Here is an 18,115-nt window from a genome sequence, read left to right as displayed (position 1 = left end):
CTCATGCTTGGGAACGTTCCACTTCGCGCCGGCCGCCCATCCCGCGGCCGACTGGCAGGGCCGCTCATGGTCCTGCCGTGCGTCGTACTGCTGCTCGTCTTCGCGTACTGGCCGGTGGTCCGGGGCGTCGTGCTGAGCCTCTACGACACCGACCTCCTCGGCGACCCGACCCGCTTCGTCGGCCTCGCCCACTACGCCGACCTGGTCACCGACCCCGACCTGCGCCGGGCCCTGCTCGCCACCGCGGCCATCGCCGGGCTCGGCGTCCTGCTCTCGGTGGGCGGCGCGCTCGCCGCCGCGCTCCCGCTGCGCCAGGCGGCGGCCCGCCCCCGGGCCGTCGTCTCGGTGCTGCTCTCCCTCCCCTTCGCCTACTCGGCGGCAGCCTCCGCCGCCGTCTTCGCGGGCCTGTTCGCCCCGGCCGTCGGCACGCTCAACGAGGTACTGGCCCACGTCGGCGTCACCGGCCCGGAGTGGCTCCGCTCCCCGGCCCTGGCCGTCCTCGCGGTGTCGGTCGCGACCGCCTGGTACGAGTTCGGCTTCGCCTTCCTCGTCCTGCTGGCCGCGCTGTCCCAGCTCGACCAGTCGGTCATCGAGGCGGCGGCCCTCGACGGGGCGTCGGGGCTGCGGATGGCCCGGTCGGTCGTCATCCCGCTGCTCCGGCCCAGCCTGGTGTTCCTCCTCGTCACCCAGACCATCAGCGGGCTGCAGGTGTTCACCCAGGTCCAGGTGCTCACCCGGGGCGGCCCGGCCGGGGCGACCTCGACGCTCGTCTACGAGCTGTACCGGCGCGCCTTCGGCGAGGCGCTGCCCCAGGTCGGCTCGGCCGCCACGCTCGCCGTCGTCCTCCTGCTCCTCGTCCTCGCCGTCACCGCACTGCAGTTCCGGGTGCTGAGGAGCTGGGCCGCATGAAACCCGTCTCCGTACTGCGGTGGCTGTGGCTCGGCGCGGTGGTCGTGATCGTCGCCTTCCCGGTGTACGTCACCGTCGTCACGGCGCTGCTGCCCCCGGCGGACGTCGCCGCGGGCCGGCTGGTCCCGGTCCCCGGCCGGCTGACCCTGGCCAACGTCCGTACGGCACTGGACTCGGCGCCGCTCGCCCGCCAGTACGGCGTCAGCGTGGCCGTCACGGCGCTGCAGTCGGCCGCACAACTGGGCACCGCCGCGCTGGCCGCGTACGCGCTGGTGTTTCCCCGATGGCGGGGGCGGGGGCTGGTGTTCGGCCTGGTCCTGGCGACGCTCGCGTTCCCGGGCGAGAGCCTCGTCATCCCCAACTTCGAGACCGCGACGGCACTGGGCCTGCGGGACACGCTGCTCGGGATCGTCGTGCCCTACCTCGCCGCCGGATACGCCGTGTTCCTGCTCCGGCAGGCGTTCCTCGCACTGCCGAGGGAGGTCTGGGAGGCGGCACGGCTGGACGGGTGCGGGGAGCTGCGGACGCTGCTGCACGTCGTCCTGCCCATGATCCGGCCGCAGTTGGTCACCGCGGCCATGTGGTGCGCGCTGTCCGCGTGGAACGGCTACTTCTGGCCGCTGCTCATCACGGACTCGCCGCAGCGGCGGACCGTGCAGGTGGGGCTGGCCCAGCTGGTCGTCGACCAGGCCACGTCGCCTGCCGTGATCTACGCGGGAACCCTGCTCGTACTGCTGCCGACGCTGGTGCTGGTGCTGTTCGGACAGCGGTTCCTGGTTCGGGGGCTGGCGTCGAGGGTGACCGCCTGAGCGCCGGCCGCATACGCCACTTGCTTACACCATTCGCATCTGCTCAAGGAGTTCGTCATGCCCGCACACCCGAGACGACTGCATCTCGCAGCCGCCGCTCTCACCACCGCCCTCGCCCTCTCCCTGACCGCCTGCGGCGGCACCGGCACCGGTACGGCCTCCGGTGCCGCCCCCGGTCCCTCCGCCCTCGCCGCGGCCAAGGGAGCCGTGACGGTCACCCTCTGGCACGGGCTCGGCGGGCCCGCCGGTGAGGCCCTGCAGAAGGAGATCGACGCCTTCAACAAGGCCAACAGCGGGAAGATCGTCGTCAAGGCGTCCTTCCAGGGCAGCTACGCCGACGCCATCGCCAAGTACACCTCCGCCGTCCGCGGCGACGGCACCCCGACCGTCATGGTCACCAACGACATCACCACCGGCTACCTGCGCGACGCCGGGCAGACCGTCTCCGCCCAGGCCATGGCCGCCGCCAACCCGGACGACCTCGATCTCGACAAGCTCCGCCCGGCCGCACGCAGTTACTACACCGCCGACGGCAAGCTCCTCGCCGTTCCGCTGAACACCTCGATGCCCCTGCTGTACGTCAACGACAAGCTGCTGGCCAAGGCCGGGGTGGACCGCTCGACGCTCGGGACGCTCCAGGGGGTGGCCGCCGCCGCACGGAAGATCCACACCGCGGTCCCGTCCGTGAAGGGCATCGACCAGCCCTTCGACGACTGGTGGTTCGAGCAGCTCTCGGCGGCGGCCGGGGCGCCGTACTGCACGCCCGACAACGGCCGGAAGGGGACCGGGGCCACGGCCGCGTCGCTCACCGGCGACGCGCAGCGCACCGCCATCGGCACCATGGCCGAGCTGTACACCGACGGGGTCGGCCTCGACACCGGCACCGACGGGAACGCGGCGCTGTCCGCCTTCGTGGCCGGCAAGACCGCCATGATGTTCAACTCCAGCGGCGCCATCGGCGGTCTCACCCAAGCCGGCATGAAGGGGTACACGGCGCTGCCGTACCCGCTCTCCTCGCCGTCCGCCGGGGCCGCGGTCGGCGGGGCCGCGATGTGGCTGGACCAGGCCGGGCACAGCGCGGCCGAACAGGTCGCCGGCTGGAAGCTCATCAGCTACCTGGCCTCCGCGCCCGCCCAGGAACGGTTCGCCGAGGCCTCCGGGTACGCGCCGATCAACACGGGCGTCGACGACTCGGCGGCCTGGAAGGCGTTCCTCGCGAAGAACAAGCCGTACGCCGTGCTCGCGAAGCAGTTCGCCGACACCCCGGCGACGACGGCCACCTCCGGCTGCCTCAGCGGTGCCATGCAGGGCGTCCGGGACGTGGTCGTGCCGCAGATGCAGCAGGCGTTCAGCGGCAAGGTCCCGCTGGACAGCGCGCTGAAGGCCGCAGAGAAGGCGGCGACCCAGAAGATCCAGGACTACCGGAAGCAGGCAGGACAGTGACGGACACGACCCAGGTACCGGGCCAGGTTCCCGGACTCACCGACATCGACGTCAAGGTACGGGCGACGGCCCGTTTCGACCGGGCCGCGGGGGACCCGTACCGCTACGGCGTCTACCTCCGCCCCGACCCCGCGACCTGCGCCGCGGTCACCGCCGTGACCGGGCAGCTGCGGGCGCAGTACGGGTTCGTGTCGGCGGGCGCCTTCCCGCCGCACGCCACCCTGGTGGGCAGCCGGCACATGCCGGTCCCGGAGCCGGAGATCGTCGCCGCGGTGACCCGGGCCCTGGACGGCGCCGTCCCCTTCACCGTCCACAACGCCGGGGTGCGGCGCCAGGGCGTCGGCGTGGTCTACGACGTCGCCCACCTCGCCGACGGCACCACCCCGAACACGGCGTTCACGGAACTGGCGGCCCGGGTCGACGCGGCCGTCGTACCCCTGGAGGCCCCGGCCCCGAACCCCGCGGACCACAGCTTCGACCCGGCCGCGTTCCGGCCGCACCTGTCCCTGCTCTCGCACGACATGTACGTCCGCCCGGACCTGCTGGAGGAGGCCGACGCGTACGTCCGCGGGCTCCCGGTGCCCTTCCCCGACGCCTTCCCCGGCGACACCGTCACCCTCTACCGCACCGCCAGCGAGGACTGGACGGGCCGCTGGTGGACGACCCTCACGTGGGACCACGTCCACACCTGGCGGCTTTCGGGCTGACCCGGCAAGGGTGCTGCAAGGACCGTGCGCCGTGTGACTTCTCCGGGATCACCTTCGACGGCCTTGGCCCCGGCCCCGGCCCCGAACCCGGCTCCGACCGCGGCCGGCTTCTGCCGGCGTCTCCCGGCTCCTTCCGGCTTCTGACGGCTTCTGTCGGCTTCTGCCGGCGCGTCCCCTGCCACGCCTCAGCGCGGTGAGCCCAGCCCCGTGACGAGCAGCCCGACCAGACGGCGGGCGTCGTAGGCGGGGTCGTTCTCCGCGCCGATGCAGAGGTTGCCGACGCCGCGCATCAGCTCGATGGCGGGCAGGTCGGTGTGGATCTCGCCGGACTCGGCCGCCGCGTCGAGGAGGCGGGTGCAGACGGGGACCAGGCTGTCCAGGAAGTAGGCGTGGAGGGCGTCGAAACCCGCCTGGTCGGAGCGCAGGGCCGCGGCGAGCCCGTGCTTGGTGACGAGGAAGTCCACGAAGAGGTCGATCCAGCGGCGCAGCGCGTCGTACGGGCTCGGGGCGTCGGCCAGCAGGACCGGGCCGGCCTCGGCACACGCCTCCACCTGGTGCCGGTAGACGGCGATGATCAGGTCGGCGCGGGTCGGGAAGTGCCGGTAGATCGTCGCCGTGCCGACGCCCGCGCGGGCCGCGATGTCGCGCACCGGCGCCTCCACGCCGGACGCGACGAACGCCGCCGCCGCCGCCTCCAGCAGCGTCAGCTCGTTGCGCCGGGCGTCCGCCCGCCGGGGGCGGACCGCCTGCTCCTCGTCCTTCATCGCGCGTCCTTCGTCGGGTGCTCCGTCGCCGTCACTCTATCGGGGCGTTGCGAAACGGGACAGCGTTCCGTATTCTCGGAGACGGGAAACGGGACGTCGTCCCGCTTGTGTTCCGTGAGGAGGATCAGCCATGCAGTACCGCACCTTGGGCCGTACCGGTGTGCAGGTCAGTGCGCTCGGGCTCGGCGCGATGAACTTCGGGGCGATCGGCCGGACCACCCAGGAGGAGGCGACCGCGATCGTCGACGCCGCCCTGGACGCCGGGATCAATCTGATCGACACCGCCGACATGTACGGGCAGGGCGAGTCGGAGGAGATGGTCGGCAAGGCCATCGCCGGCCGCCGGGACGACATCGTGCTGGCCACGAAGGCCGGCATGCCGATGGGGGACGAGCCCAACCACCGGGGCGGGTCACGGCGCTGGCTGGTCACCGAGCTGGAGAACAGCCTGCGGCGGCTCGGCGTCGAGCACGTCGACCTCTACCAGATACACCGCTGGGACCCGGCCACGAGCGACGAGGAGACCCTGTCGGCGCTGACCGATCTGCAACGCGCCGGGAAGATCCGCCACTTCGGGTCCTCGACCTACCCGGCGTACCGGATCGTGCAGGGCCAGTGGGCGGCCCGTGAGCACCGCCTGAGCCGGTACGTCACCGAACAGCCCAGCTACTCCCTCCTCCAGCGGGGCGTCGAGTCCCATGTCCTGCCCGTGACCGAGGAGTACGGGATGGGCGTGCTGGTGTGGAGCCCGCTGGCCTCCGGCTGGCTGTCCGGCGCCGTGCGCAGGGGCCGGGCCGTCACCACCAGCCGCGCCACGTCTCTTCCCGACCGGTTCGACCTCACCCTGCCCGTCAACCAGGCCCGGCTCGACGCCGTGGAGCGGCTGGCCGCGGTCGCCGACGAGGCCGGGCTGACCCTGATCCAGCTCGCCCTCGGCTTCGTGACCGCCCATCCCGCGGTCACCAGCGCCCTCATAGGCCCCCGCACCCAGGACCACCTGCGCTCCCAGCTCGCCGCCGCCGACACCGTCCTCTCCGCGGACGTCCTGGACGCGGTCGACGCGATCGTCGCCCCCGGCACCGACCTGGCCGCACACGAGAAGTACGACACCCCGCCCGCCCTGCTCGACCCGACCCTGCGCCGCCGTTGACGGGCTGACGGGGCGTGAGGACGTGAGGGCCCGGCGCGTCCGCCGGGCGGTCTCCGCACCGGCACGCGTACTCGGGTCGGTCTGAGTATCCGCGCTCTGTCCGGCGCCCGTCCCGGCCGGAACGCTGGGGGCATGCGACTTCAGAGGCCCGTTCTCCGGGCGGTGGTGCCGGCACTCGTGCTGGCCGGGGTGTCGGTGGTGGCCTGGGCCGCCTGGCTGGGTTGGGACCAGGACCAGGACGTGCGGGCCGACGGGTCGGTCGGCGGGCCGTACGAGGTGTGGCAGGTCGCCGGGCTGGTGGCGACCCTGCTGGCTGCCGTGTGCTGTGCGGCGGCCCGGGACCACAGCGCCGCCGCCGTGGGCGGTCCGACCGTGGGGCTGACGCTCGCCGCCTACGTCGACTGGGCGGACGACGCCAGTGGGCTGTTTATGGTCGGGGTGGCGCTGGTCATGGTGGGGAGCTTCGTCGCCTGCGCCGTCGCCTCGGCGGTCGTGTCCGCCCTGACGGACACCCTGCGGCACGACCGGCCGCTCACCCGGTAGGCCGTTGGCCACGCCGCCTACGCCGGGAGAGGCTGTTCCGCCCAGATCGTCTTGCCGGTGGGGGTCTGGCGGCTGCCCCAGCGTTCCGAGACCTGGGCGACCAGGAGGAGGCCCCGGCCGCCCTCGTCGTAGACGCGGGCCCGGCGCAGGTGCGGGGCGGTGCTGCTGCCGTCGGAGACCTCGCAGATGAGGGAGGCGTCGCGGATCAGACGGAGGGCTATCGGGCCGTCGCCGTAGCGGACCGCGTTCGTGACGAGTTCGCTGACGATCAGTTCGGTGGCGAAGACCGCGTCGGGCAGGTCCCAGGCCTCCAGTTGTGCGCAGGCGGCCTTGCGGGCGCCGGCGACGGCGGCCGGGTGCCGGGGGAGCTGCCAGGTGCGGACCTTCGCGGTGTCCAGGCCGGAGGTGCGGGCGAGCAGGAGGACGATGTCGTCGGCCGGCCGGTCGGTCAGGACCGTGTGCAGGACGTGGTCGCAGGTCTCCTCCAGGGGCGCGGCGGGGTCGGCGAGGGCCCGGCGGAGCAGGCCGAGGCCCACCTCGATGTCGTGGTCGGCGGTCTCCACCAGGCCGTCGGTGTAGAGGGCGAGGATGCTGCCCTCGGCGAGCTCCACCTCGGCGGACTCGAAGGGCAGGCCGCCCAGGCCGAGCGGCGGTCCAGCCGGGAGGTCGAGGAGCCGGACCTCGCCGCCGGGGGTGACCAGGGCGGGCGGCGGATGACCGGCGCGGGCCATGGTGCAGCGGCGGGACACCGGGTCGTACACGGCGTACAGGCAGGTCGCGCCGACGTCCCCGGACGACGCGGTCTCCGCCCTGCCGGGTGCCTCCGGGCCCTCCTCGCGGTCGAGCCGGATGACCAGGTCGTCCAGCTGCGTGAGGAGTTCGTCGGGGGCGAGGTCGACGTCCGCCAGCGTCCGGACCGCTGTCCGCAGGCGGCCCATGGTGGCCGAGGCGCGGATGCCGTGGCCGACGACGTCGCCGACGACCAGGGCGACCCGGGCACCGGAGAGCGGGATCACGTCGAACCAGTCGCCGCCGACGTCCGCGCCGGACCCGGTGGGCAGGTAGCGGTAGGCCACCTCCGTCGCCGCCAGGCCCGGTGGCCGGCCGGGCAGCAGGCTGCGCTGCAGGGCGAGCGCGGTGCGGCGTTCGCGGGTGTAGCGGCGGGCGTTGTCCACGCTCACCGCGGCCCTGGCGACGATCTCCTCCGCGAGCCGCTGGTCGTCCTCGGTGAACGACTCGGGCGTGCGGTGCCGCAGGAAGTGGACGAGGCCGAGGGTGACGCCCCGGGCCCGCAGCGGGACCATCAGCACCGAGTGGATCCGGTGCCGGGCGACGGACTCGGCGCGGGCCTGGGAGGTCCTGAGCCACTCCTGCATGCCGGGGTCGCCGGGCCGGTGGCGGGTGCCGTGGCCGGCCAGCAGCGTCCACATCGGGGGCGTGTTCACCGGGTAGCGGAACGCGTCGCCGGGGTCGGCCACCGACTCCGGGCAGCCCGCCAGCACCGAGCGCTGGGCCGTCCGGCGCACGGCGACCGGTTCGCCCGGTGTCAGGGGCTCCGGCTCGTCGCCGAGGGCGACGGACTCCAGCAGGTCGACGGTGACGAAGTCCGCGAAGCCGGTGACGGCCACCTCGGCCAGTTCCTCGGCGGTGCGGGTCACGTCCAGGGTGGTGCCGATGCGCATGCCGGCGTCGTTGAGGACGGCCAGGTGGCGGCGGGCCCAGTACTGCTCCGTGGTGTCGAAGACGACCGCGGACAGGCCCTGCACGGCGCCGGTCTCGTCCGTCAGCGCGGAGAAGTACATCGACCAGGAGTGCTCCCGGATCTCGCCGGGCGCCTGGCTCTGCTCCTCGAGGAACATCCGCTTCCCGGTGCGCAGGACCTGCCGCTGGAGGCGGTCGTACTCCATCCACGGCTGCCTGGGCTCGATCTCCGAGAGGGTCTTGCCCCGCATCTCCTCCACGGGCAGGCCCATGATCCGGGTCATGGCGTCGTTGGCGGAGACGAGCCGGGCCGCCCGGTCGTAGATCGCCACCGGCATCGGCAGCTGGGCGAGCGTGAGGTCCCACAGGGGTTCCGCCCCGGGCTGGTCCCGTCCGGACAGGGACCCCGGCACGGCACCGGTCACCAGCCACAGCGGGCGGCCGGTGCCGGCGTCGAGCGGAATGCCCCGCAGGTGCGCGACGATCCGGTCGCCGTTGCGGTGCAGCAGCGCCACCTCGGTGGACCAGCGCCGCCCGTCGGTGAGGTGGCGGCGCGCGGACACGGGCAGGTCGGTGGCGAGCAGGGTCTGCACGGAGCGGCCGACGACGTCGCCGGGTTCGTATCCGAGCAGCCGCCGGGCACCCGGGCTCCACACCAGGACCGCCCCGTCGGCGTCGACGACGACGGCCAGGTCCTCCGGTACGCGACCCTCCATGGTGCCTCCGGCTGTGCGGGTACCCCTCCCAGGATCGCGCCGCGCCGTGCCCCCTTCAACCGACGGCGCCCCGGGTCCGGGCCTCCGGGCCGTTCCTAGGCCCGCCCCCGGGCCGCCACGGTCCGGCGGGCCAGAGCGTCGAAGACCACCGCGATGAGCAGGACCCCGCCGGTGATCATGAACTGGACCGAGGGCTCGACGCCCAGCAGGGCCATGCCCGAGGCGATCGACTGGATGATGAGGACGCCCAGCAGCGCCGACCAGGTCGAGCCGCGACCGCCGAAGAGGCTGGTGCCGCCGATGACGGCGGCGGCGATCGCGTTGATCAGCAGCATGCCGGAGCCTGCCACCGGGGTCGCGGAGGTGAGCCGGGAGGCCACGAACAGGCCGCCGGCCGCGGCCAGCGCGCCCGAGACGAGGAACACCGAGACCCGGACCCGCGCCACGTTGACGCCCGCCCTCAGGGCCGCCTCCGCGCCGCCGCCCAGGGCGTGCACCTGCCGGCCGTAGGTGGTGCGGCGCAGCAGCAGGTCGGAGGCGACGAGGACGGCGAGGAAGACGAGGAGCGCGAGGGGGAGGCCCTCGAACCGGGTCAGGACGTACGCGGCGGCGAAGGCGGCCACGGCGAGCAGGGCCGTACGGCCCCAGATCTCGGCCGCCGGGCGGCACGGCATTCCCGCGGCGGCGCGCCGACCGCGGTCGTGGAGGGAGACGCCGAGGTAGGCCGCCGTGGCGAGCGCGGCCAGGCCGTAGGCGGCGCCGGCGGTCGTGAAGTGGCGGCTGGTGAGCATGGCGACGAGACCGTCCCCGCTGAAGCCGATGGATCCCTCTGTGCCGAGCAGGTAGAGCATCAGACCGTTCCAGGTCAGCAGCCCCGCGAGGGTCACCACGAAGGCCGGGACCCCGGTCTTGGTGAAGACGAACCCGTGGAAGGCACCGGCCGCCCCGCCCACCGCCACCGCGACCAGCACGGCGAGCCCCTCCGGCATCCCGTGGTTCACGTTCAGTGTCGCGAACAGGGCGCCCGACAGGCCGGCGAGCGAGCCCACCGACAGATCGATCTCGCCGATCAGCAGCACGAAGACGACACCGACGGCGACCATGCCGGTCCCCACGATGTCCACGCTGAGCACGGACAGGTTGCGCGGCGAGAGGAAGTTCGCGTTGAGGGACTGGAAGACCGCCCAGATCACGGCGAGGGCGAGCAGCACCGGCGCCGGGCCGAGGCCGCCCTCGTGCAGTCGGCGGCGGGCGGTACCCGCGCAGTTCCTGAGCCGTCCGGAGGGCCGCCCTCTCACGACCATCGCTCCTCCGGGTCCGTCGAGGGACGGTCCCGGCCGGAGCGGTCCGAGGCACCCGTGATGGAGGCGATGATCTGCTCCTGTGACGTCAGGCCCACGTCGAAGAGACCGTTGTTGCGGCCGAGCCGCAGTACGGCGACCCGGTCGGCGACGGCCTTGATGTCCCCCATGTTGTGGCTGATCAGCAGCACCCCGGTGCCCCGGTCGCGGAGTTCCTCGACGAGGTCGAGGAACTGGTTGGTCTGTTCGATGCCCAGGGAGGCGGTGGGTTCGTCGAGCAGCAGCAGCCGCGGCGCGCTGAGGAACGAGCGGGTGATCGCGACGACCTGGCGCTGGCCGCTGGACAGGGTGGCGAGCGGCGCCCGCACGTCGGGGATGTCGATGGGCAGGGTCCGCAGCAGCTCACGGGTGCGGCGCTCCATCTCGACCTCGTCGAGCAGGCCGTAGCGGTGGATCTCCCAGCCGAGGAAGAGGTTGCCGACGACGTCGAGGTTCCCGCACATCGCGAGGTCCTGGTAGACGGTCGCGATCCCGAGGGCACGGGCGTCGTGCGGGCGTCTGATCTGGACGGGACGGCCCTCCCACAGGATGACGCCCCGGTCCGGGGAGAGGACCCCCGAGATCACCTTGACCAGGGTGGACTTGCCGGCGGCGTTGCCGCCGACCAGGGCGACCACCTCCCCGGCCCGGATCTCCAGCTCGACGTCGGCCAGTGCCTGGACGGCGGCGAAGCGTTTGGAGACGCCGCGCAGCGCCAGCAGCGGCTGAACCAAGGGGCCACCTCCTTCCTCCGCGGGGCGTCAGGTGAGTCCGGCCCGGGCACAGGCGGACCGGAGCTTGGGGGTGCATATCTGGTCGATGGTGTATATACCGTCCTTTACCAGAGTGTCCTTGATCGTGCCGACCGTCACCGAGGACGACGGCAGCAGCACCGAGGGGATCCCCCTGGTGGTCGCGCTGTCGACGGTGGCGGTGGCGAGGGATCCGACCGGCTCGCGGTGCCCCAGGGCCACGGCCATCTCGACCGCCGCGTCGGCCTCGGCCCGGTAGGACTTGTAGACGGTCATGTACTGGCGGCCCGCGACGATCCGCTGCACCGCAGAGAGGTCGGCGTCCTGACCGGTCACCGGGGGCAGCGGCCGGACCGCACTGGCGTCGAGGGCGGAGATCGCGGCTCCGGCGAGGGTGTCGTTGGCGGCGAGGACGCCGTCGATGTGGTCGGCGCCCAGGGCGGCGATGGCGCCGGTCATGTCCGCGAAGGCGTTCTCCGGCCGCCAGCCGGCGGTGTCGTACGACTTGCCGATCTTCACCTTGCCCCGGAGTACGGAGAGCGCGCCCCGTTCGAACCAGGCGGCGTTCGGGTCGATCGCGGCGCCGTTCACCATGACGATCTGGCCGCCGTCGGCCTTCGCGCCCATGCCCTTGAGCAGCGCCTCGCCCTGGAGCCTGCCGATCGCCGCGCCGTCGAAGGTGACGTAACCGGAGACCGGGCCCTGGGCGAGCCGGTCGTAGGCGACGACCGGGATGCCGGCCCGGTGCGCGGCCTCGACGGACGAGCGCAGCGCCTTGGGGTCGATGGCGGCGAGGATCAGGACGTCCACACCCCGGGTGATCATGGCGTCGAGCTGCTGCTGCTGGACGTCCGGCTCGGAGGTGGCGGCGACGGCCGGTGCCGGGCAGTCCGGGCACAGCTCCTTCAGCTTCCGTTCGATGAGCGGCCGGTCGAACTGCCCGAACCGGGAGGCCCCGCCGCCGGGCAGCAGCACACCGACGCTGAGGCCGCCGCCGCGGCTGCCGTCGCCGTGCCCGCTCCCGCCGCAGGCGCCGGTCAGCGCCAGCCCGGCGCCGACCGCGACCGCCACGGCCGCACGGGACAGACGCCTGCGCTTCGGAACGTCGACACCGAGGCCCATCTTCCGTTCCTTGTGGGGTTCCGCCCTTGTGGGGTTCCGCCTGAAATCACCCTCTATGGGGGTCTGATGTCAGGGTAGCCAAGCGGTCAGCCGGTCTCCTCCCGCAGCGCCTGGTCGATCGTGCCCAGCGCGGCGGTCAGCCGGGTGTAGTCGTCGGCGGCCAGCGGTCGGACGAAGAACTCCTCGACCACCCGGGCGTGCACGGCCGCCGCGCCCAGGAACACCGTGCGCCCCTCGTCGGTCGGCTCCACCAGCACCACCCGCCGGTCTCCGGGGGACGGTGCGCGCCGGACGAGACCGGCCTCCTCCATGCGGTCGATCAGCCGGGTGGTGCCGCTGCTGGTGAGGGTCAGATCGTCGGCCAGCTGCCGCTGGGAGACCTCCTCGCCGGGCCGGCGGCAGAGCCGTATCAGCACCTCCAGCATGGTGTGGCTGATCCCGCATTCGCGGCGCAGCGCGCTGTCGATGCGCTGCTCCAGCCGGGTGGCGGACTTGATCAGCAGCCCGAAGTCCCGGACGAGCGGGCTGTTGGCGGCGCGGGCGGCGGCTTCGTCGTCGTGCTGGGGCGTGGGGTTCATCGCCGGCGACCTTACTGCGATCGCAGCCACTGCTACATCAGCCACTGCTACATCAGCCACTGCTACATCAGCCACTGCTGCATCAGTCACTGCCGTATCAGTAACTGCTGTCTCAATCGCTGATCAGTCAATTGCTGACTGATCAATGAAATCGTACGGTGGAGGAGCACCCGCGAACGAGAGGAAGGCGGACCCGTGGATCTGCAGCACTGGCTCGGCCGCGCCACCGAAGCGATACAGGAGTGGGCCGGCACCTTCGGCCCCTACCGCTCCCACCCGTCCCTCGACGTCACCGACGACCGCTTCGCTCCGGTCTTCGCGGAGTTCACGGACCGGCTGAAGGACAACTACCCCTTCTTCCACCCGCACTACGCGGGCCAGATGCTCAAGCCCCCGCACCCCGCCGCGGTGGTCGGCCACCTCACCGCGATGCTGATCAACCCCAACAACCACGCCCTGGACGGCGGCCCCGCCACCGCGGCGATGGAACGCGAGACGGTCGCGCAACTCGCCGCGATGTTCGGCTACGACACCCACCACCTCGGCCACCTCACCACCAGCGGCACCATCGCCAACCTCGAAGCCCTCTTCGTCGCCCGCGAACTCCACCCCGGCCGGGGCATCGCGCACAGCGCCGACGCGCACTACACGCACGGCCGCATGTGCCACGTCCTGGACATGACCAGCCACCCCGTCCGCACCGACGACCGGGGCCGGATGGACCTCGACGCGCTGGCGGACGTACTGGAGACCGGTGACGTCGGCACCGTCGTCGTCACCGCCGGCACCACCGGGCTCGGCGCCGTCGACCCCGTCCACGAGATCCTGCCGCTCGCCGGGCGGTACGGCGTCCGCGTCCACGTCGACGCGGCCTACGGCGGCTTCTTCACGCTCCTCGCCGGCGCCGACGGCCCGGAGGGGCTGGAGCCCGAGCCCTGGCGGGCCCTCGCCCGGGCCGACTCGATCGTCGTCGACCCGCACAAACACGGACTCCAGCCGTACGGCTGCGGGGCCGTCCTCTTCCGCGACCCGGAGGTCGGCCGCTTCTACCTGCACGACTCGCCGTACACCTATTTCACCTCCGGCGAGCTCCACCTGGGCGAGATCAGCCTGGAGTGCTCCCGCGCCGGTGCCGCGGCGGCGGCCCTGTGGCTCACCTTCCGGCTGCTGCCGCCCACGCCCGACGGCCTCGGCCAGGTGCTGGCGGCCGGGCGCCGGGCCGCCCTGCGCTGGGCGGACCTGATCGAGGCGTCGGACGTCCTGGAGCTCTACCAGCGCCCCCAGCTGGACATCGTCACCTACTTCCCGGCCACCGCACCGGCCGCCCTCACCGCGATCGACGCCGCCTCCGCCCGCGTCCTGGCCGACGGCATGACCGCCCCCGACCCGGTCTTCCTCAGCACCCTCAAGGCCGACCGCGCCGCCTTCGCCGCCCGCCACCCCGAGATCACGGCGGACGCGGAGGGCGCCCGGGTCCTGCGCAGCGTCCTCATGAAGCCGGAGTCGGAGGACCACGTCGAGGACCTGCACGAGCGGGTGGAGCGGCTGGTCGCACAGCGGAGCGGGCCTCGGGAGGCCGCCCGGTAGCCCGCGTGACGCGCCCACCGGACCCCCGGCCGGCGGCGGTCAGCCGCGGTCAGCCGCCGGACGACGCCTGCCCGGCCTGCTCGGCGAACCCGAGTTCGCGCAGCGCGGTGCGCAGGCGGGCCGCGGCGTCGTCCAGCGCGGCCTCGTCCTTCTCGACGGCGGCCCGGGTGAAGTCGAGTTCGGCCATGCCCCAGGCGGGCGCGACATGGATGTGCAGATGCGGCACCTCGAAGCCCGCGATGACCAGACCGGCCCGGGGCGCGTCCCAGGCGCGCCGCACCCCGCGGCCGATCGCCTGGGCCACCGTGACGCAGCGGGCCAGCAGTTCGCCGTCCGCGTCGGTCCACTGGTCCACCTCCCGCCGGGGCACCACCAGGGTGTGCCCCGGGGTGAGCGGGGCGATGCTGAGGAACGCGGCGACCTCGGGGTCCTGCCAGACGAAGCGGGCAGGGAGTTCTCCGGCGAGGATCCGGGAAAAGAGCGTCGGCATGCGGTGAGTATCCCCCGGAGCCCGGAGCCCGGAGCCCGGAGCCCGGAGCCCGGAGCCCGGAGGCCTGGAGCCCGGAGCCCGGAGCCCGGAGGCCTGGAGCCCGGAGCCCGGAGGCCTGGAGCCCGGAGCCCGGAGGCCTGGAGCCCGGAGCCCGGAGGCCTGGAGCCCGGCCGTTCCCACCGGTGCCGGCCGTTCCCACCGGTGCCGGCCGTTCCCTCCGGCGCCGGCGGTCCCGTGCGGGACGTGCGGGCTAGGATCCGGGGCATGGCTGTGACGGTGACCGACGTGGACCGGTTCGAGGCGGCCCGGCCGCGCCTGGCGGCCATCGCCTACCGCCTCCTCGGCTCCGCGAGCGAGGCCGAGGACGCCGTGCAGGACACGTACCTGCGCTGGCAGGCCGCCGACACCGGCCGTATCGAGGTCCCCGAGGCCTGGCTGACGAAGGTGCTCACCAACCTGTGCCTCAGCCGGCTCACCTCGGCCCGCGCCCGGCGCGAGACCTACGTGGGCCAGTGGCTCCCCGAGCCGCTGCTCGCCGGCGACCCGCTGCTCGGCCCCGCCGACACCGCGGAACGGCGGGAGTCGGTGTCGTACGCGGTCCTGGTCCTGCTGGAGCGTCTCGCCCCGGCCGAGCGCGCGGTGTACGTGCTGCGGGAGGCCTTCGACTACCCGCACCGGGAGATCGCCACGATCCTCGGGCTGACCGAGGCCGCCAGCCAGCAGATCCTGCACCGGGCCAGGAAGCACGTCGCGCAGGGCAGGGTCCGCGCCGAGGTCGACGAGGCCGCCGCCCGACGCGTCATCGAGGAGTTCCTGGAGGCCGCGACCAGTGGCCGGACCGAGCCGCTCGTCCGGCTGCTCACCGAGGACACCGTCGCGGTCGGTGACGGCGGCGGGAAGGTCCCGGCGGCGGCGAGGGCGTTCGAGGGTGCCCTCGCGGTCGCGAAGTTCATGCGGGGCCTGTTCAAACAGGGCCCGGCGCAGCGTGCCCTGGCCGGCGGCCCCGTCCACCTGTACGCCTCGACCGCCAACGGCGGGCCCGCCCTGGTGGCGGTCACCGGCGGCGGCCGGGTCTTCGGCGTGATGTGCCTGGAGATCACCGCCGAGGGCATCGCCGCGTTCCGCAACCAGGTCAACCCCGACAAGCTGGAGCGCGCGACCAGGCAGTGGGCGGCGACGGACCACGGCGAACCCCTGCTCCGCCTCTTCTGACGCGCCGCCCGCTTTGACGTGAGCCGCTTCTTGATGTGAGCCGCTTCACACCGCACTTCTGTCAGGAAACGGCGGGCCGCCCGGTTCAGGAGGCGACCCGCTGAAGAGCTGGATGACAGGAGCACGGACATGCAGCACCGCATCGTCGTCCTCGGCGCCGGATACGCCGGAGCCGTCGCCGCCGGCCGCCTCGCCCGGCGGCTGCGCCCCGAAGACGTCGCCATCACCCTCGTCAACGCCGAACCCGACTTCGTCGAGCGCGTCCGGATGCATCAGCTGGCGACCGGCCAGGAGCTGCGGCCCCGGCCGTTCGCCGAGATGTTCGCCGGGACCGGCGTGCGGCTGAGGCTCGCGAGGGTCACGGCGGTGGACGTCGACCGCAGGACGGTCACGACGATCCCCACCACCGACGCCGCCGCACCGGAGCCCTCGGAGCCGCAGGAACTGCCGTACGACACCCTCGTGTACGCCCTCGGCAGCGCCTGGAACGACCAGGGCGTCCCCGGCGCCGCCGAGCACGCCGACGAGATCGCGAGCCGCCCCGGAGCGCTCCGGCTGCGCCGGCGCCTCGCCGCCCTCGGGGCCGGGCAGCAGGTGCTCGTGGTCGGCGGCGGGCTCACCGGCCTGGAGGCCGTGACCGAGATCGCCGAGGCCCGCCCGGATCTCGACGTCGCCCTCGCCGCCCGCGGCGCCCTCGGCGACTGGCTCTCCCCGAAGGGCCGGCGGCACCTGCGGAAGGTCGTCGACGGACTCGGCGTCACCGTGCACGAGCACACCGCCGTCACCGCCGTGGCACCCGACCACGTGACCACGGCCGAGGGCGCCTCCGTCCCGGCCGCGCTCACCCTCTGGACCACCGGCTTCGCCGTCCACCCGATCCCGCGGGCCACCTCCCTGGAGGTCACCGACTCCGGCCGGATCGTCGTCGACCGGACCATGCGTTCGGTCTCGCACCCGGACGTGTATGCCATCGGCGACGCGGCCCAGGCGACGGGCCCGGCCGGCAACCCGCTCCGCATGTCCTGCGCCTCGGGCCAACCGATGGCCTGGCAGGCCGCCGACGCCATCGCGGCCCGCCTGACCGGCGGAAAGCTCCCCGACACCCCGCTGCGCTACTTCAACCAGTGCGTCTCGCTCGGCCGCAGGCAGGGCCTCATCCAGTACGTCACGGCCGACGACCGCGCCGTACGGGCCGCGCTCACGGGCCGGACCGCCGCCCGCTACAAGGAACTGATCTGCAAGGGCGCCGCCTGGGCCGTCGCCCACCCGACCCTCGGCCTCCCGACGCGGCGCCGCCGCACCGTACCGAATCCGCCCCGACCGCACACACCGCTCACGACCACATCCACGACCGAGCCCAGGACCACAACCCCGTCCTGACCTCCCACAACCCCGTCCTGACCCCCCCATCGCGCCGGTGCCCCCGACAGGCACCGGCGCCACCGCGGAAGCCGCCGGCTCCAGTCGGCGAACCAGAGCGGTCAAGCACGGGCCGTCAAGCACGGGCCGTCAAGCACGGGCCGTCAAGCACGGGCCAGGGCCGGTCCTCCAGTTCGCAATGATCACGTAAAGATCATTGACGGCAGGCCGCGGCCACTGTCGCATCAGGGCGACGAGGAGGAGATGTTGAACACCACTTTGCGCCACGGCGCCGTTCTGGCCGCCACCGCCGGGGTCCTCGGCGCGCTCGCCGCCCACGGTGCCGCGGCTGCCGCTCAGCCCAAGGCCGCCGCCACCGGGTACACCTGCCGGTACGGAGCGGTATCGGTCTCGGACGCGGCCGGATCGGCTTCACCCACCGCACGCAAGCCCGGCGTTGCGCTCTACGCCACGCTGCGGCTGCACAACACCGAGAACACAGCGCTCACCAAGGCGTCGTACGTCTTCGCCATCGGCAACCTCATGAAGAACCGGGGCCCCGCGCCCCACGTCCGGTGGCGTGTCGGCAAGGGCTCTTGGCATGCGATGACGCTGCACTGGAACAGCAGGACCAACGGCTCGCTGCCCCTGTGGAACTCCCCGGCCCTGGCCGTGGGCACGATCCCCGCGCGCGCCACCGTCACCACGGAGATCTCCGTGACCTTCCCCAAGAAGTCCGTCAAGGCTGTCGACTACGACTTCCTCGACGTGCACAGCGGTGCCTGCGGCAGCACCCGCCTGGACTGGTACACCGGCAACGGCTTCTCCTACTGGCCGTGGACGGGGACCCCGGGCAAGCCCGCCTAGGCCTCCGGCGAGAACCGAGGAGCACCCAGGCGGCGGGCAGCGACGCCCAGCCGAAGCGTGACGTTC

Annotated in this window: 17 protein-coding genes; 10 read left to right on the top strand and 7 right to left on the bottom strand. The window is 73.2% G+C overall.

What is annotated here, in order from left to right; translation table 11 throughout:
- Window positions 1–66 precede the first annotated feature (66 nt).
- Genes AB0D74_RS03955 through AB0D74_RS03940 form a run of 4 tightly spaced genes read left to right on the top strand, consistent with a single transcriptional unit; the run spans window position 67 to window position 3,868 of the window.
- Window positions 67–909 carry a sugar ABC transporter permease gene (locus AB0D74_RS03955; protein ID WP_362580303.1) on the top strand — a complete coding sequence of 281 codons (843 nt, stop codon included), beginning with the start codon at window positions 67–69 and terminating at the stop codon, window positions 907–909.
- Window positions 906–1,718: a carbohydrate ABC transporter permease gene (locus tag AB0D74_RS03950; protein ID WP_362580301.1), complete on the top strand. Its 813-nt coding sequence runs from the start codon at window positions 906–908 to the stop codon at window positions 1,716–1,718. Before AB0D74_RS03955 ends, AB0D74_RS03950 begins: the two co-directional genes overlap by 4 nt.
- Before the next feature lie 57 nt (window positions 1,719–1,775).
- A complete protein-coding gene (locus tag AB0D74_RS03945; protein ID WP_362580299.1) occupies window positions 1,776–3,161 on the top strand; it encodes an extracellular solute-binding protein in 1,386 nt (461 codons plus the stop codon).
- Window positions 3,158–3,868 (top strand): 2'-5' RNA ligase family protein, encoded by a 711-nt coding sequence (locus AB0D74_RS03940; protein ID WP_362580298.1) that lies wholly within the window; start codon window positions 3,158–3,160, stop codon window positions 3,866–3,868. Before AB0D74_RS03945 ends, AB0D74_RS03940 begins: the two co-directional genes overlap by 4 nt.
- Window positions 3,869–4,053: 185 nt before the next feature.
- Here AB0D74_RS03940 and AB0D74_RS03935 read toward each other — a convergent pair whose 3' ends face one another.
- Window positions 4,054–4,632, bottom strand: coding sequence for a TetR/AcrR family transcriptional regulator (locus AB0D74_RS03935; protein WP_362580296.1), 579 nt, complete (start codon window positions 4,630–4,632; stop codon window positions 4,054–4,056).
- A 130-nt stretch (window positions 4,633–4,762) separates the two neighbouring features.
- On the opposite strand from AB0D74_RS03935, the gene AB0D74_RS03930 reads away from it, so the two are divergent.
- Window positions 4,763–5,782: an aldo/keto reductase gene (locus tag AB0D74_RS03930; protein ID WP_362580295.1), complete on the top strand. Its 1,020-nt coding sequence runs from the start codon at window positions 4,763–4,765 to the stop codon at window positions 5,780–5,782.
- Window positions 5,783–5,914: 132 nt separating this feature from the next.
- Entirely contained in the window at window positions 5,915–6,325 is a 411-nt protein-coding gene (locus AB0D74_RS03925; RefSeq protein WP_362580294.1) for a hypothetical protein, read from the top strand.
- Window positions 6,326–6,342: 17 nt separating this feature from the next.
- Here the strand turns inward: AB0D74_RS03925 and AB0D74_RS03920 are convergent, their stop codons facing one another.
- From AB0D74_RS03920 to AB0D74_RS03900, 5 genes are all read right to left on the bottom strand, one after another.
- Entirely contained in the window at window positions 6,343–8,742 is a 2,400-nt protein-coding gene (locus AB0D74_RS03920) for a SpoIIE family protein phosphatase (protein WP_362580292.1), read from the bottom strand.
- Between the two features lie 95 nt (window positions 8,743–8,837).
- Entirely contained in the window at window positions 8,838–10,040 is a 1,203-nt protein-coding gene (locus tag AB0D74_RS03915; protein ID WP_362580290.1) for a sugar ABC transporter permease, read from the bottom strand.
- On the bottom strand, window positions 10,037–10,816 hold the full coding sequence (locus AB0D74_RS03910; protein ID WP_362580288.1) for an ATP-binding cassette domain-containing protein: 780 nt from the start codon (window positions 10,814–10,816) through the stop codon (window positions 10,037–10,039). The genes AB0D74_RS03915 and AB0D74_RS03910 overlap by 4 nt, the downstream gene beginning before the upstream one ends.
- A 27-nt stretch (window positions 10,817–10,843) precedes the next feature.
- Entirely contained in the window at window positions 10,844–11,956 is a 1,113-nt protein-coding gene (locus tag AB0D74_RS03905) for a substrate-binding domain-containing protein (RefSeq protein WP_362580286.1), read from the bottom strand.
- A gap of 86 nt (window positions 11,957–12,042) precedes the next feature.
- The gene (locus AB0D74_RS03900; RefSeq protein WP_362580284.1) at window positions 12,043–12,534 is read right to left on the bottom strand and encodes a MarR family transcriptional regulator; all 492 of its coding nucleotides are present in this window, start codon (window positions 12,532–12,534) and stop codon (window positions 12,043–12,045) included.
- 195 nt (window positions 12,535–12,729) lie between these two features.
- Between AB0D74_RS03900 and AB0D74_RS03895 the strand changes: the two genes are divergently transcribed.
- Window positions 12,730–14,121 carry an aminotransferase class V-fold PLP-dependent enzyme gene (locus tag AB0D74_RS03895; RefSeq protein WP_362580283.1) on the top strand — a complete coding sequence of 464 codons (1,392 nt, stop codon included), beginning with the start codon at window positions 12,730–12,732 and terminating at the stop codon, window positions 14,119–14,121.
- Between the two features lie 49 nt (window positions 14,122–14,170).
- Here the strand turns inward: AB0D74_RS03895 and AB0D74_RS03890 are convergent, their stop codons facing one another.
- Window positions 14,171–14,611: an HIT family protein gene (locus AB0D74_RS03890; protein ID WP_362580281.1), complete on the bottom strand. Its 441-nt coding sequence runs from the start codon at window positions 14,609–14,611 to the stop codon at window positions 14,171–14,173.
- A gap of 264 nt (window positions 14,612–14,875) precedes the next feature.
- Between AB0D74_RS03890 and sigJ the strand changes: the two genes are divergently transcribed.
- From sigJ to AB0D74_RS03875, 3 genes are all read left to right on the top strand, one after another.
- Entirely contained in the window at window positions 14,876–15,823 is a 948-nt protein-coding gene (gene sigJ / locus AB0D74_RS03885; RefSeq protein WP_362580280.1) for an RNA polymerase sigma factor SigJ, read from the top strand.
- 129 nt (window positions 15,824–15,952) lie between these two features.
- Window positions 15,953–17,203: an FAD-dependent oxidoreductase gene (locus AB0D74_RS03880; protein WP_362580278.1), complete on the top strand. Its 1,251-nt coding sequence runs from the start codon at window positions 15,953–15,955 to the stop codon at window positions 17,201–17,203.
- A 243-nt stretch (window positions 17,204–17,446) separates the two neighbouring features.
- A complete protein-coding gene (locus AB0D74_RS03875; RefSeq protein ID WP_362580276.1) occupies window positions 17,447–18,049 on the top strand; it encodes a hypothetical protein in 603 nt (200 codons plus the stop codon).
- Window positions 18,050–18,115: the final 66 nt, after the last annotated feature.

The organism is Streptomyces sp. NPDC048278 (assembly GCF_040652195.1).
GTDB lineage: Bacteria > Actinomycetota > Actinomycetes > Streptomycetales > Streptomycetaceae > Streptomyces.
The sequence above is the reverse complement of the archived record's forward strand: the minus strand, read 5'-3'. Positions and strand labels throughout refer to the sequence as shown.

What these genes read in the sequence shown, in the direction of transcription:
- AB0D74_RS03880 (WP_362580278.1), top strand. Translation starts at nt 15,953, where the DNA reads ATGCAGCACCGCATCGTCGTCCTCGGCGCCGGATACGCCGGAGCCGTC.
- AB0D74_RS03900 (WP_362580284.1), bottom strand. Translation starts at nt 12,534, where the DNA reads ATGAACCCCACGCCCCAGCACGACGACGAAGCCGCCGCCCGCGCCGCC.
- AB0D74_RS03890 (WP_362580281.1), bottom strand. Translation starts at nt 14,611, where the DNA reads ATGCCGACGCTCTTTTCCCGGATCCTCGCCGGAGAACTCCCTGCCCGC.
- AB0D74_RS03945 (WP_362580299.1), top strand. Translation starts at nt 1,776, where the DNA reads ATGCCCGCACACCCGAGACGACTGCATCTCGCAGCCGCCGCTCTCACC.
- AB0D74_RS03905 (WP_362580286.1), bottom strand. Translation starts at nt 11,956, where the DNA reads ATGGGCCTCGGTGTCGACGTTCCGAAGCGCAGGCGTCTGTCCCGTGCG.
- AB0D74_RS03950 (WP_362580301.1), top strand. Translation starts at nt 906, where the DNA reads ATGAAACCCGTCTCCGTACTGCGGTGGCTGTGGCTCGGCGCGGTGGTC.
- AB0D74_RS03930 (WP_362580295.1), top strand. Translation starts at nt 4,763, where the DNA reads ATGCAGTACCGCACCTTGGGCCGTACCGGTGTGCAGGTCAGTGCGCTC.
- AB0D74_RS03875 (WP_362580276.1), top strand. Translation starts at nt 17,447, where the DNA reads ATGTTGAACACCACTTTGCGCCACGGCGCCGTTCTGGCCGCCACCGCC.
- AB0D74_RS03925 (WP_362580294.1), top strand. Translation starts at nt 5,915, where the DNA reads ATGCGACTTCAGAGGCCCGTTCTCCGGGCGGTGGTGCCGGCACTCGTG.
- sigJ (WP_362580280.1), top strand. Translation starts at nt 14,876, where the DNA reads ATGGCTGTGACGGTGACCGACGTGGACCGGTTCGAGGCGGCCCGGCCG.
- AB0D74_RS03935 (WP_362580296.1), bottom strand. Translation starts at nt 4,632, where the DNA reads ATGAAGGACGAGGAGCAGGCGGTCCGCCCCCGGCGGGCGGACGCCCGG.
- AB0D74_RS03920 (WP_362580292.1), bottom strand. Translation starts at nt 8,742, where the DNA reads ATGGAGGGTCGCGTACCGGAGGACCTGGCCGTCGTCGTCGACGCCGAC.
- AB0D74_RS03955 (WP_362580303.1), top strand. Translation starts at nt 67, where the DNA reads ATGGTCCTGCCGTGCGTCGTACTGCTGCTCGTCTTCGCGTACTGGCCG.